We start from the raw sequence: 12,601 nt of genomic DNA on the forward strand, positions 1-12,601 counted from the left end.
CGATTTCTAAAGGTCGTCATTCGCAACAAAAGAGAAGACGCTGCCCCCGCCTTCGCGGTCTTCAATCGAGACCGAAGCATTGTGGCAATCAGCGACAGATTTCACGATGGCCAGGCCAATTCCGGACCCGGTGCTGCTGGCACAGGCCTGCATCCCCCGGTTAAACCGCTCGAAAAGCGCTGACTTCAAATTGTCAGGCACCCCCGGTCCGCGGTCGAGAACGCGCCAGCCGGCCGGATTGGACAAAACCTCGATTTCCACTTCGCTGTGTCTGGGGGTGTAGTGCAGTGCGTTGCGTATGAGATTGCCGAGGGCAATGCTCAAAAGGCCAGCATTCCCGTTCAACTGGGCGTCACGCGCACCGCGCACGGAAAGACCGCGCCCCCTGCCCACCGCATCGCTTGCAAACATCATTGCCGTTTCGGTGGCCAGGGCGTGTAAATCCACAGGTTCGAATTCCGATGTCGCCGCAGCTTCGGATCGAGCAAGATCGATAAGCTGACTGAATATTCTCTCAAGCTGATCAGCGTCTTGCGACAAAGTCTCTTTGAGGGCCGGATCATCAATCCGGTCGATGGTGGACTTCAGCACAGCAATGGGGGTGCGGATCTCATGCGCGACATTTGACGAGAAATCCCGCTGCGCTTTGTACCCTTGTTCCAGGCGGTCAAACGCGTCGTTAACATCCTCGATCAAAGGTAAAAATTCGGTCGGCACTGTGTCGGCCTCAAGTCGGCGGTTCGCGGCGAGCGGGCCGATTTTGCGAGCCTGCTCGGACAAAGCGCGCAAAGGCGCGAGCGAACGGCGGGTCGCAAACAGTGCCGCGCCGATAACCATTGCGACGCCAAGGACGACCCACCAGATCTCCTCTTCGATCTCGTGCATCAGCTTGGAGAACCGTGTCTCGTCATTCCATTTGGGGTATGTCGATACAAGGACATAGATGTCTTGGCCCATGATCATCACCCGCAGACCAAGGCCAATCCGATCACCCGGCAGGACGATAGAACCCGGCGTTCCCAGCTCTAGCCGGGCAAGCTGTTGCCAGATTCGGTCAGATGTTTCACTGCCTGCCACAGCGGTGCCATCCTGAGCAAAGACGGTGTAGCGAAAGTTCCCCTCGGGGCCCTGAAATCGCAATGCGTTACGGTCCAGACCAAACCCTTCAAGCGCCGGATCAATCTGGCCGATCACCTCTTTGGCTTCATCGACCATCGCATCTTCGAGGTTTTCTTCCAGGTGCTCGTTGAATTCGCTGATCAGCACGACACCAGCAAGCACCGTGCACAGGCTCAATGCCCCGATGATGTTCAGCAGCAGCCCCCTCTTCAGGGAGCGCTCGGCGCCAAACAGGAAGGTCCAAACGCTCAAATCGCACGTTCCCTGAGAATGTAGCCGATACCACGCAGATTGTGGATTTCGATGGACGCCCCCTTTTCGGCCAGCTTCTTGCGAACCCGGTGGGTCAGAACCTCGATAGCATTGGGTGTTGCTGCGTCATCGAAGCCGTAAAGAGCGTTTTCAATGGCATCTTTTGTGATCACCCTGTCGGACCTGCGCAAGAACAGCTCCAGCAGGGCAAGCTCACGTTTGGAGAAAGCACAGGTAGCGCCGTCAATGGCCATTGAGCGCTCCGCTGTCTCAAAGGTCACATTTCCAAACGACAGGGTCATCCCAAGCGCCCCGCCCGGACGCCGCAAGACGGCATTGATGCGCGCGATCAGCTCTGCAACCGCAAAAGGTTTGACAAGATAGTCATCGGAACCGGCGTTCAGCCCCTTGATCCGATCGTCCAGCGCGTCACGTGCAGTGCAGATAATCACAGGGGTGTTCGGATTGACCTCCTTGATATCCGGCAGCAGGTCCAACCCATCCCTATCGGGAAGACCCAAGTCGAGGATGACTGCATCGTATTCAAAACTCTTGGCGGAATGCAAAGCGTCGGCCACCGTATGAACCACGTCCACCACAAAACCCGCATCGCGCAAGCTGGCGCTCGTGTTGAGCGCCAGCTTCTGATTGTCTTCCACATAAAGAAGCCGCATCCGGCAAATTATCCTATTTCCGAATATACATAACGGTCGATCCATCTTCGGCCTTGAACGCAACCTGCGCAAGGTTGCCGTCAGCGTCATACCAAAGATCACGGGCCAGATCGCCGGACATGCGGTAGTGATGCGCCGTGACGGCGCCGCGCCTCGTCTCAACCATTTCAGCGCCCAGGTCGGCAACGCGCACTTTCATCATCCTGCCGTCTATGGTGTTCATCAGCTTTTGACTGCGCACGATGTCGTCGTTCCAAAGACTGGCGGGCAAAGTACCTTTGCCTGCGGTTTTCAACTGGTGCGGTTCACCATCGTCATTCGTGTTCGAACTGATCTGTTGCAGCTTGCCGCTTTTCCACGTCTCCAAGCTTGCATGTTGGAAGCTGTAGGCGGTGGTGCGGATCAAGGGCACCTTTACAGCAATATCTGTTGCGACCTCGACAGTGAAGGAACTGCCCGTACCGGAAAAGCTGTAGGTATGATCTCCGATGTCCTTACCTTTGCGGACAACGTCGAAACTCAGCTTTCCATTTGACGGGATTGAAAGGGCGTGGACCGGTGCGGCCAAGGCCACCGCAAGTCCGACTGCCAAACCAAGAAGGCGCATATTGAACTCCATTTTCAGTGTGATTTGGCCTTGTTTGACGGGCGACGCTTACAAGAAACTTACAAATGGATGGTTTTCTTTGCCCGGCATCATGCAGCGTCTATGCAGATGAAAGCCACGCGCAACAGAGATCCTGCTGCAAAGAGCGTTTTCGCATTGGCTCCATGCTGAATGACGTGAACTGCCTCAGAAATTTCCGCAGGCGGCGAACGCGGTGCCTTTCATATCCGCGCTTTGCGATAGTTTGCCGGCGTGGTTCCAAGCCACCGCTTGAACGCCCGCGTGAAGGAACTTTGCTCGGAAAAGCCTGTGAGGAACGCCACTTCGGCGAGCGAGTATTGCTCGTCTCTCAGCAATCCTTCGGCAAGCTCACGGCGCGTTTCCTCGGTGAGGGTCTGGAAACTCATTCCGTGTTCCGAAAGGCGCCGGTGAAAAGACCGAGCGCTCAGGCCGAGGCCCTTGGCAATGTCCGCCATGCGAGGGGCGCCTTCGTTCAACGCCTGCGCAATCGCGTTCTTGGCGTCACTGACCATGCTTGGCAGCTTTTCAAGCTTGGCAAGGTCACGGTCGAGATCCGACATCAGGTATCTCGAGATACCTTCATCGCCCAGGATATTCGCCCGGTTCATCGCTTCATGCGAGATCAGGACGGCGTCCAGATCGGAGGCGAATGTCACCGGGCATCCGAACCAGGCTTCGTGGAAGGCCTTCGATTTTGGCTCCTTGTGCTGCACGAAAACCCCTATGGGGTTGAACGGGACCGGACAGACCTGCCGCGAGAGCGAAACAGCACTGGCGAGGGTTGCCTCGTTTGACAGGCGCAGCCCCAGCCGCCGCTCGCCCTTCCGATGCAGTATGAAAAGCGTGCCGCGCGGGTGCTCGCGCAGCTCGTAAGTGACCACATCAGTCCAGAGCCGGGCATACCGTTCGATCCGGGAACAGGACGCCATCAGCGTAGGCGCAGCCTTCCAGGCCAGGCCAAGCGCGCCATACTCATCGCAGCGCATCGAAGCGCCAACATGAATCGGAAGTTTGGTGACATCGATCTGCTCGGCCATGCCTTCGAGCATTTCGTAATACGTCTCGGCAGGGATCATGAACTTGGGATCCCACGGCGCGTCGGGATCGATGCCGGCGGCCTCCAGCGTTGCCCGCTGATCGATATCCGACCCGGCGGCGGCAACCATCTTGCGTGCGAAAAGTGACGTTACATAGGCCATATCCGAGGCCGCTGATCAGGCTGATAACTGTGCATGCACGAAAGATAGCCTGCGCCATGCGGTTTGTCACAGGGCGCGATTGGCAGGCTCGGTCAAAACCCTGGCCGCTGCGGTCAATATTCAGACCCGTCACCCCGGCTAGTCCTTGGTCATCATACTCAACCAAGGAGAAAGAACATGCAAACTCAACCCATTCTTGTCGTCGGCGCAACCGGTAAAACCGGGTCGCGCGTTGTGTCCAGGCTCGAAGACATGGGCACCGCCGTCCGTCGCGGCTCGCGCAACTCTGACATCCCCTTCGATTGGGAAACCCCGGCTACCTGGGCGCCCGCCCTCAGCGGCGTGTCGAAAGCCTATGTCACATACTTCCCGGACCTGGCTTTTCCCGGCGCTGTCGAAACGCTCGAAGCCTTCACGAAGGTTGCAGCGGCCAGCGCTCTGAAACACATCGTCCTGTTGTCCGGTCGGGGCGAACATCATGCACGCATGGGCGAAGAGGTGGTACGCGCTTCGGGCATCCCGTTCACCATCGTCCGTGCGGCCTGGTTCGCGCAAAACTTCAGCGAAGGCTATCTGCGCGATCCGATCCTGGCAGGTGTTTTGCCGATGCCGGGCGGTGAGATTGCCGAGCCCATTATCGACATCGACGATATTGCCGACGTCGTCGTTGCCGCCCTCACCGAAGACGGACACCAAGGCGAACTCTATGAGGTGACCGGCCCCCGCCTGATGACATTCGCCGAAATGGCCGGTGTGTTGTCACAGGCCACAGGCCGCCCCATCCAGCATGTGCCCATCAGCTTCGATGACTTCCATGCGAATGTTGCCGCGTCGGGCGGCGACTTTGTGGCCGATGTCTTCACCGCGATCGCACGCGAGACGCTCGACGGACGAAATGCACAGATAGCCGATGGTGTGGAGCGTGCCCTTGGCCGCAAGCCCCGCGACTTTTCCGCCTTTGCCGCCGCGGCAGCGTCCCGCGGCGTCTGGAACACGGCCGCCTGACCGCAACACGCACCTGAAAGGAGCTTCCAAATGTCCGTGATCGGTCTTGAAAAAATGGCTCTGGGCATCTCTGGTCTGACAGCTGTCGGAATAGGCGTCGTCATTCTGGCGGCACCCCACGCCTTTTTTGCCAGCTACGGCATCACTGTTGGAGATGACCCCGGCTTGTTGAGCGAATTACGCGCGTCGGCGGCGGGCCTCGCGGCGTTCGGTGTCCTGATGTTGCTGGGCATTTGGCGCATCACGATCAAACCGGTGTCAAAGATTGCGGCGTTGACTGTGTTCCTCGCCTTCCCTGTGGGCCGATTGATCGGTCTGATCGTCGATGGTGTGCCGCCAACCCCGATCATCGGCGCGCTGATGTTTGAGCTGGCCGTCGCGGCGCTCTGCATCGTCGCCTTCAGTCGCCGCTCAGAGCCGGTGCACGCATCGCTTTCCGGTTCTCGCACCGAACGTTGAAGCATGGCGGTGGCACAGCCTGCAATCTGCGCCACCGCCTTCACCCCAAAAAAGGAAAAACTCATGTCTCCCCTTGTTTTCATGCTGCTACAGCTTTCGATCCTCGCCTACGCCATTGTTGGCGGTGTCTTTCTGGCCTTTTCTGACTTTATCATGCGCTCACTTGCTCATACCGGCGGTGTGGGCGGTGTGGATGCCATGCAGGTTATCAATCGGGAAGTCTTTCGCTGGGTGTTCATGGCCCTGTTTCTCGGGATGGCCGTTGTATCGGTCTTCATCCTTGTCTATGGCGCCATGCACCTGACCGGCGTATCGGGAAAACTCATCATGCTTGGCGCCCTGCTGTATCTTGTTGGGTGTTTCGCAGTCACCGCCGTCTTCAACGTACCCATGAACGAGGCGCTTGCCGATATGGATTTGTCGGCGGATGCGACCCGGGACTACTGGATCGGCACCTATCTGCCACGCTGGACCATGTGGAACACGGTACGCACACTTGCCTGTGCGTTGGCCGCGGCAACGATGCTCTTCGGGGTCGTCGCGCTTGCACAGTCTCAATCTTGAGGGTCGGCCCAGCATCCGAACTGGGCCGCGAAACTCAAAGGCCACCAAACCATCCGGGTGCCAGGTGTCGCAATACGAGCCGCTACGCGATTAAGGGATGCCCAACTCCCGCTTGATATGGCCCTGGCAAATCGCGACCGCCTGGTCGCCGGTCAACACATCATCGTGGATCGAAAGACCAAGCCAAAGCCCGTCAGACAGGGCGATAAAGGTCAACGCAACCTGACGGGCGTCGATCTTTACGCCCTGCTCTTCAGCCGCCGCACGTACGAGCAATTCCATCCTGATGATGTAATCCCGGTAAAGCCGCCGGTTGGCCGCCCGAACCTTGGCGTTGAAACGTGTTTCGTGCCACAGCGCAAGGAAGGCGGTGCGGTTGAGCTCGGTAAACGTTGCCGCAGAAAACAGCGAGGCGGGCACAGCGAGAAGCTTGTTGGTGGCACCTTCCGTGGTTTCGACCACCGCCCGCACCGTCTCTGCGATTCGGCCGAAGAGGTATTCGAGCGCGGCCACCATCACCTCATCCTTGTTTTCGAAATAGTGGCCCAGCAGCCCGCGCGACGCGCCAGCCGACTTGCTGATTGTCGAAACGGTCGTTCCAGAAACGCCATGTTCGGCCAGGGATCGCAAAGCCCCTTCGATCAGCGTTCTACGCCTGTATTCATTGATTTCCGGATGCGTTCTGGGCCGTTTTTCAGGCTTGAGTTTGGAGGCGATTGGCAAAGGGTCACTCCTGTCGATGGATAAGACAAGCATAGCGGGTCAAATATCATGCGCAAAATGTTTGTTGTCCGTCCAACTTTTTTTTGGAAGCGTTTACCGAACCGAAACACCGCCGCAAAGGAGCATCGAATGAAACCGGAAGACGTGGTGAACCTTGACCTCTACCCCATCACCGAACAGGAAAGCCCGGAGTGCAAGGCGCTGATTGCACGCCTCAAGCGCGAGCTTGAAGAAAACCAATATGTCTCGCTGCCCGATTTCATCAGGCCCGAGGCACGCGAAAAGGCCGTGGCCGATGCCTTGGCGGCCCTGCCCAGCGCCCATCACAACAGCTCGAATCGCAACTGTTATCTGCAGCGGTCTGGCGACCCCGCGCTGCCCGACGATCATCCCCGCAACATCATGCTTGAAGCCAGCACAAGGATGCTGGCTTATGACAGGTTCCCCGATGATTGCCCTGTAAAGACGCTTTATCACTGGGCGCCTGTGCGCGATATGGTGGCCGGGATTGTCGGTTCCGAAACCCTCTACGACAACGAGGACCCCTGCCAGCCGGTCAACCTGCTTTGCTATCAGACCGGCGACCGGTCGGCCTGGCATTTTGATTCCGTGAATGCCTTCACGATGACGCTGATGCTGCAGGCATCGGAGGCCGGAGGCGATTTCGAAATAGTTCCGCACACCCGCAGCGACGACGACCAGAATTACGACTATGTCCGGCGCGTTCTGACCGGCCAATGCGCGGAAGATGCGGTCTCGGTCGCTCGGGCGGCAGGGTCGCTGTGCATATTCAGAGGCTGCAATTCGCTTCACCGCGTCTCACCGGTGGAAGGCGACGCCATGCGGATCATGGGGGTCTTTGTCTATGAACGCGAACCCGGCGTCGTCGGAGACCCGGAGGTTAACGCAACCGTCTACGGGCGCGACTGCGCTCCGGCGTGATCCGCCCGGAAACAAAAGGCGGCCCGGCATAACGGGCCGCCGATCCCCGTTAAAAAAGAGGAAAGCCAATGTCCCTAAAGACTTCGCCACTCTACCTGCCATCCCGGCGTCCTGCCACGATCACCCGCCGTTCATTCATGCAAACCAGCCTTGCGGCCTGCTCCGCCACGGCGGTTGGCCTTGTCTCGGCCAGCCGCGCCGCCACTGCGAGCCCGGTCAAGGGGGGCCATTTCCGCTTTGGCTTTGGCCACGGCAGCACCACCGATGTGCTCGATCCCGGCAAAGTTCTGAACGGCCTGCTCTCTGCCACGCATTACGCCGTCACCAATACACTCACCGAAGTGGACACCGACGGCGCGCTCATCCCGAAACTTGCGACCGAATGGGATGCCACGCCTGACGCAAAGACATGGGTATTCAAGCTGCGTCAGGGGGTGGAGTTCCACGACGGTAAGACGCTCACCGTCGAGGATGTCATCGCCTCCATCAATCACCATCGCGGCGAGGGCTCGACCTCCTCCGCCAAGAGCATCGTAAACGCCATCACCACGCTGCGCGCCGATGGCACCGACAGGGTCGTCATAGAGTTGAGCGGGGGGGATGCGGATTTCCCGTTCAAGCTCAGCAGTTTCAACTTCCCGATCTATGCAGCAAGGGAGGATGGCAGCCTCGCCTTTGAAGAGGGCGTGGGCGTGGGCGCTTACAGGCTGGTCAATTTCGAGCCGGGCGTGCGCGCGGATTTCGAGAAAAACCCCAATTACTGGAATGAGGCGCGCGGCCATTTTGACAGTGCCGAGCTGATCTCCATCAAGGATGTGACCGCCCGCACCAACGCCTTGCGCACCGGGGCCGTCGACGCAATCGACCGTGTCGAACTGAAAACGGCCAACCTGCTGAAGGAAACGGATGGCATCGTCGTTCACGAGGTGGAGGGCAAGACACATTACACCTTCCCGATGCACACAAACGCGGCACCGTTCAATGACAGGCATGTCCGCATGGCCGTGAAGCTCGGGCTGGATCGCGAAGCGATGCTGAAGACCATTCTTTTCGGCCACGGTCAAATCGGCAATGACACACCGATCAACGCCGCCTACCCGTTTTTCAACGCCGAACTGGAACAGCGCAGCTACGACCCCGACAAGGCGAAATGGCACTTGAAGCAGGCCGGTCACGACAGCCTCGACCTGACCCTGAGCGCCTCGGATGCCGCGTTTGCAGGCGCCGTCGATGCCGCCGTGCTATACAAGGAACAGGCGCGCGATGCCGGTCTGAACATTACCGTGGTGCGCGAACCTACCGACGGGTACTGGTCAGACGTCTGGATGAAGAAGCCGTGGTGTGCCTGCTACTGGCCGGGCTATGCAACTCCCGACAGCATCTTCACCCAAGCCTATGCCGCTGGGGCGTCATGGAATGACACGTTCTGGGACAACGGACGTTTCAACGAACTGCTCGTTGCCGCCCGCTCGGAACTGGATCAGACCCGCCGTGCGGACCTTTATGGCGAGATGCAGACCCTTGTCCGCGATGATGGCGGCACGGTCGTCCCGTTCTTTGCAAACGATGTCTTTGCCGTCTCCGAAAAGGTCGGCACCGGTGCACTGTCAAATAACTACGAAGTCGACGGTCGGCTTTTCCTCGAACGTTGGTGGCTGAACGACGCGTGACCGCCTCCGTATCAGGAGGAGCCGTGACGGGCTCCTCCACTCCCCCTTGCCCGCGCACAGCGACGGCCCGTCGCCCAGGGACCAAGATCACCGGAATGCCGCGCCGTCCCGCCCTCTTTGCGGCCCTGATCAGTCGATGGTTTGTCCGTCGGTAATCGCTTCGAGGAAGGCGGAAAAAAGCTCGCCCTGCGAATTGATCCGCAGCTTTGAATAGATATTCCGGCGATGAATGCGGACGGTGCCGGACGAGATGCCGAGAAGCTTGCCCACCGCGTCGGCGGAATGGCCACGCAGGGTATGTTCAACAACCTCGCGCTCCCGCGGGGTCAGGATCCCCTGCCCTATGCTGCGAAAGGCAAACTCGATTTTCCGTTCAAGTTCCGGTGCTGCGCCCGCGCTCTCCTTCGCGGCCATCTGCCAGTTGCGCCGACAGCAGGCGTCAACCACGGGCCAGACCGCTTTCAACGCCTTGAATTCGGGTTTGCTGAACCGCCGGGATTTACGCATAAGCGACACGACGATCATCAAGTCCTTTCGCACCCGGACAAGATAGCCGATTTCTTCCGCAAGGCCGGTCTGCCCGTAATAGCTGCGAAAATACTCCCCCTGGTAAAACCGGTCGGGCGCAATTTCGCTCAGGCGCCACAGGCCGGGTGAAACACTGCCCCCGGCCGCCAAAAAAAACGGATCGAGCAGGTACGGCCCCTCAAGATATTCGTCCACATGCAAGATTCGCCGGTCTTCGGGAAAATCGTTGTAGAGGGCCAGCGGAACCGACGCGCTGACATAGCCGAAGATCACGGTGAAATCGAAATCGACAATCGACTGCAACGCATTGGACAGCGCCTGCCCGAAGGCTGGCGTTTCCAGATCCTCAATCATCTGAGCAACTTGCGCGTTCCAGTCCATGAAGGTGATGGCGTCCCTGTTATACGGCTGACCAGAGCCAGACATACCACAAAAGTAATATTTACAAATAGCAAAGTTTTTGAGCCAAATAGGGTTAATAAGATATATGGCTCAGGAAGGCATATACGACAAAAATGACCTTGGCAGAGAGATATGACAGCGTCATGCAACCGGATACATCCAAGCCGGTTGCAGAGCTGGAGTCGGTTTCGAAAATCTACGGCGATGTGATCGCGGTTGACGATATGAACCTCGCAATCGCTCCGGGGGAGTTCTTGTCGTTTCTCGGGCCCTCGGGCTGTGGCAAGACGACGGCGCTCAGAATGCTCGCGGGGTTCGAAACGCCGACCGTAGGCACGGTGCGTATCGACGGGCAGGATATGTCCGGTCAGGAGGCCTATCGCCGCCCGGTGAACATGGTGTTCCAGAGCTACGCCCTGTTCCCGCATCTGACCGTGGGCGGCAATATCGGCTATGGGCTGAAACAGCAGCGGCCGAAACTCGACAAGGCGACGATCAGTGAAAAAGTCGCCCGGGCGCTCGACGTCGTACGTCTCTCCGGTTTCGCGGATCGGCGCATCTGGGAAATGTCCGGCGGCCAGCAGCAGCGCGTCGCTCTTGCGCGGGCCATCGTGAACGAGCCTAAGCTTCTCTTGCTGGACGAACCGCTCGCCGCGCTCGATCGCAAGTTGCGCAAAGAAATGCAGATCGAGCTCCAGGACCTGCAGCGACAGCTTGGCATTACATTCGTGCTGGTGACGCATGATCAGGAAGAAGCGCTTTCGCTAAGCGACCGCATCTGCGTTATGCGCGAGGGCCGGATCGTCCAGATCGGCACGCCGCAACAGCTCTATGACAGCCCGAAATCCCGCTATGTCGCTGATTTCGTGGGCACATCCAACTTCTTTGACGGAAAAATCCAGAGCACAAGCGGAACAACGGCCGCCATCGCGCTCGGGGATGGTCTCACTTATAACGCGCGGCTCAGCGGCCCGGTGCAGCCCGGTGATACGGCCTGCCTGAGCATCAGGCCCGAACAGATCCACATCCGCCGTGTCGAAAGCGATGGTGCGATCCCCGGCAGGATCCTCAACCGCATCTTTCTGGGCGAACATACGGAATACCTCATCCGCAGCGAAACCTTGGGAAACATCGCCGTGCTCGCCCCGCGCCAGTCGGATCAGGGGCTCGGCGATCTGAGCACGAACGACAATGTGTGGCTGCAATGGGCCTCGGAGGCCGCCCTCATCCTAGAAAACGATTAAGACCATCAACTCAGACAGGGAGATCAAGACAATGAAAGATCACATTTCCAAGAAAAAGTTCATGGAAGAATTGCGCCGCTATCAGAAAGGGTCCGTCACGCGGCGGCACTTCCTCGGGGTGACCGGGCTTGGTGCCGCGACCGCCGTTCTGGGATCGGCCGTGCCCGGATTGCGCGCCACCCCCGCCATGGCCCAGGATATCGGTGACCGCGTGGTTCTGGCCACCTGGCCGAACTATCACGACCAGGCGAATTTCGATATGTTCACGGATCAGACCGGCGCGTTCCTGCAGGTCAACGTCTTTGGTTCAAACGAGGAAATGCTGGCCAAGCTGCAGGCGGGCGGTAGCGGCTGGGATGTGTATGTCCCCACCAACTACACGATCACGACATATGTCGAAGAAGATCTGATCGAGCCGTTGGATCTGTCGAAACTGCCAAACTATGACCCCGCGGCCTTCGATCCGCGCTTCTCGGATGCGGGGATCGTCGACGGCGTGGTCTATGCGGTGCCGAAGAACTGGGGCACCACCGGCATGGCGATCAACACCAGCCATAACGGCGGCGCGCCCTTCACGTCGTGGAAGGAATTCTTTGATCGCACGATGGACGACTTCTCGGGCCGGACGATGGTGCACGACTACCAGCTCACCACAATCGGTGCGGCGTTGAACTATCACGGCTACTCCTTCAACTCCGTCGACGAGGCGGAACTGGCCGATGCCGAAAAACTGCTGATCGACGTGAAGCCGCATCTCTTTGCGATTTCTTCGGACTATCAGCCGGCAATGCGGTCGGGCGATGCCTGGCTCACCATCTGCTGGACCGGCGACGGCAAACAGCTCAACACCGACATCCCCGAAATCGCCTTTGCCCTCGGCAAGGAAGGCGGCGAGCTGTGGAGCGACTACTACGCGATCCCGAAAGGCGCGCCGCACATGGAGGCCGCCTATGCGCTGATCAACTTCATGCTTGATCCGGAAGTGAATGCACGCGAGGTGCTCGCTCATGGCTATCCGGTGGCCGACAGCCGCACCAATGCGCTCCTGCCCGAAGAGATTCTGAACGATCCGATCCTCTATCCGGCGGCAGAACTTCTTGATGCGCTGGAGTTCGGCGCGGCTGCCACACTCACCGACCCGAACCGTGCCGAGTTGCTGGCACGCTTCAAATCCGCCTGATCGTCGGACCGG

Annotated in this window: 13 protein-coding genes; 7 read left to right on the forward strand and 6 right to left on the reverse strand. The window is 58.9% G+C overall.

What is annotated here, in order from left to right; translation table 11 throughout:
• Positions 1-6 precede the first annotated feature (6 nt).
• From EI983_RS12830 to EI983_RS12845, 4 genes are all read right to left on the reverse strand, one after another.
• Positions 7-1,371: a sensor histidine kinase gene (locus EI983_RS12830; RefSeq protein WP_157707772.1), complete on the reverse strand. Its 1,365-nt coding sequence runs from the start codon at positions 1,369-1,371 to the stop codon at positions 7-9.
• Positions 1,368-2,045, reverse strand: a complete 678-nt coding sequence (locus EI983_RS12835) for a response regulator transcription factor (RefSeq protein ID WP_157707773.1) — start codon at positions 2,043-2,045, stop codon at positions 1,368-1,370. The genes EI983_RS12830 and EI983_RS12835 overlap by 4 nt, the downstream gene beginning before the upstream one ends.
• Before the next feature lie 13 nt (positions 2,046-2,058).
• Complete coding sequence (locus tag EI983_RS12840; RefSeq protein WP_157707774.1) at positions 2,059-2,652, reverse strand: DUF6134 family protein; 594 nt, start codon at positions 2,650-2,652, stop codon at positions 2,059-2,061.
• Between the two features lie 221 nt (positions 2,653-2,873).
• Positions 2,874-3,872: an AraC family transcriptional regulator gene (locus EI983_RS12845; RefSeq protein ID WP_157707775.1), complete on the reverse strand. Its 999-nt coding sequence runs from the start codon at positions 3,870-3,872 to the stop codon at positions 2,874-2,876.
• Between the two features lie 177 nt (positions 3,873-4,049).
• Here EI983_RS12845 and EI983_RS12850 point away from each other — a divergent pair, with 177 nt between their 5' ends.
• From EI983_RS12850 to EI983_RS12860, 3 genes are all read left to right on the forward strand, one after another.
• Positions 4,050-4,877 (forward strand): Rossmann-fold NAD(P)-binding domain-containing protein, encoded by an 828-nt coding sequence (locus EI983_RS12850; RefSeq protein ID WP_157707776.1) that lies wholly within the window; start codon positions 4,050-4,052, stop codon positions 4,875-4,877.
• Between the two features lie 30 nt (positions 4,878-4,907).
• Positions 4,908-5,336 carry a DUF4345 domain-containing protein gene (locus tag EI983_RS12855; RefSeq protein WP_157707777.1) on the forward strand — a complete coding sequence of 143 codons (429 nt, stop codon included), beginning with the start codon at positions 4,908-4,910 and terminating at the stop codon, positions 5,334-5,336.
• Positions 5,337-5,399: 63 nt separating this feature from the next.
• On the forward strand, positions 5,400-5,900 hold the full coding sequence (locus tag EI983_RS12860) for an anthrone oxygenase family protein (protein ID WP_157707778.1): 501 nt from the start codon (positions 5,400-5,402) through the stop codon (positions 5,898-5,900).
• A gap of 90 nt (positions 5,901-5,990) precedes the next feature.
• On the opposite strand, the gene EI983_RS12865 is transcribed toward EI983_RS12860, so the two are convergent.
• Positions 5,991-6,623 carry a TetR/AcrR family transcriptional regulator gene (locus tag EI983_RS12865; RefSeq protein ID WP_198389294.1) on the reverse strand — a complete coding sequence of 211 codons (633 nt, stop codon included), beginning with the start codon at positions 6,621-6,623 and terminating at the stop codon, positions 5,991-5,993.
• 129 nt (positions 6,624-6,752) lie between these two features.
• On the opposite strand from EI983_RS12865, the gene EI983_RS12870 reads away from it, so the two are divergent.
• Both EI983_RS12870 and EI983_RS12875 read left to right on the forward strand, forming a co-directional pair.
• Positions 6,753-7,565 (forward strand): HalD/BesD family halogenase, encoded by an 813-nt coding sequence (locus EI983_RS12870; protein ID WP_157707780.1) that lies wholly within the window; start codon positions 6,753-6,755, stop codon positions 7,563-7,565.
• A 68-nt stretch (positions 7,566-7,633) separates the two neighbouring features.
• Entirely contained in the window at positions 7,634-9,235 is a 1,602-nt protein-coding gene (locus tag EI983_RS12875) for an ABC transporter substrate-binding protein (protein ID WP_157707781.1), read from the forward strand.
• 129 nt (positions 9,236-9,364) lie between these two features.
• Here EI983_RS12875 and EI983_RS12880 read toward each other — a convergent pair whose 3' ends face one another.
• The gene (locus EI983_RS12880) at positions 9,365-10,144 is read right to left on the reverse strand and encodes a helix-turn-helix transcriptional regulator (protein WP_157709090.1); all 780 of its coding nucleotides are present in this window, start codon (positions 10,142-10,144) and stop codon (positions 9,365-9,367) included.
• Positions 10,145-10,308: 164 nt separating this feature from the next.
• On the opposite strand from EI983_RS12880, the gene EI983_RS12885 reads away from it, so the two are divergent.
• Positions 10,309-11,409: an ABC transporter ATP-binding protein gene (locus tag EI983_RS12885; RefSeq protein WP_157707782.1), complete on the forward strand. Its 1,101-nt coding sequence runs from the start codon at positions 10,309-10,311 to the stop codon at positions 11,407-11,409.
• A 31-nt stretch (positions 11,410-11,440) separates the two neighbouring features.
• Positions 11,441-12,589 (forward strand): ABC transporter substrate-binding protein, encoded by a 1,149-nt coding sequence (locus tag EI983_RS12890; RefSeq protein ID WP_157707783.1) that lies wholly within the window; start codon positions 11,441-11,443, stop codon positions 12,587-12,589.
• The last annotated feature ends 12 nt before the right edge of the window (positions 12,590-12,601 follow it).

Origin of the sequence: Roseovarius faecimaris (assembly GCF_009762325.1) — a bacterium.
Classification (GTDB): domain Bacteria; phylum Pseudomonadota; class Alphaproteobacteria; order Rhodobacterales; family Rhodobacteraceae; genus Roseovarius; species Roseovarius faecimaris.

Bases quoted from the DNA above. Each gene is read 5' to 3' on its own strand.
- EI983_RS12860 (WP_157707778.1), top strand. From the start codon at position 5,400: ATGTCTCCCCTTGTTTTCATGCTGCTACAGCTTTCGATCCTCGCCTAC.
- EI983_RS12880 (WP_157709090.1), bottom strand. From the start codon at position 10,144: ATGGACTGGAACGCGCAAGTTGCTCAGATGATTGAGGATCTGGAAACG.
- EI983_RS12840 (WP_157707774.1), bottom strand. From the start codon at position 2,652: ATGCGCCTTCTTGGTTTGGCAGTCGGACTTGCGGTGGCCTTGGCCGCA.
- EI983_RS12850 (WP_157707776.1), top strand. From the start codon at position 4,050: ATGCAAACTCAACCCATTCTTGTCGTCGGCGCAACCGGTAAAACCGGG.
- EI983_RS12875 (WP_157707781.1), top strand. From the start codon at position 7,634: ATGTCCCTAAAGACTTCGCCACTCTACCTGCCATCCCGGCGTCCTGCC.
- EI983_RS12870 (WP_157707780.1), top strand. From the start codon at position 6,753: ATGAAACCGGAAGACGTGGTGAACCTTGACCTCTACCCCATCACCGAA.
- EI983_RS12885 (WP_157707782.1), top strand. From the start codon at position 10,309: ATGCAACCGGATACATCCAAGCCGGTTGCAGAGCTGGAGTCGGTTTCG.
- EI983_RS12835 (WP_157707773.1), bottom strand. From the start codon at position 2,045: ATGCGGCTTCTTTATGTGGAAGACAATCAGAAGCTGGCGCTCAACACG.
- EI983_RS12845 (WP_157707775.1), bottom strand. From the start codon at position 3,872: ATGGCCTATGTAACGTCACTTTTCGCACGCAAGATGGTTGCCGCCGCC.
- EI983_RS12890 (WP_157707783.1), top strand. From the start codon at position 11,441: ATGAAAGATCACATTTCCAAGAAAAAGTTCATGGAAGAATTGCGCCGC.
- EI983_RS12855 (WP_157707777.1), top strand. From the start codon at position 4,908: ATGTCCGTGATCGGTCTTGAAAAAATGGCTCTGGGCATCTCTGGTCTG.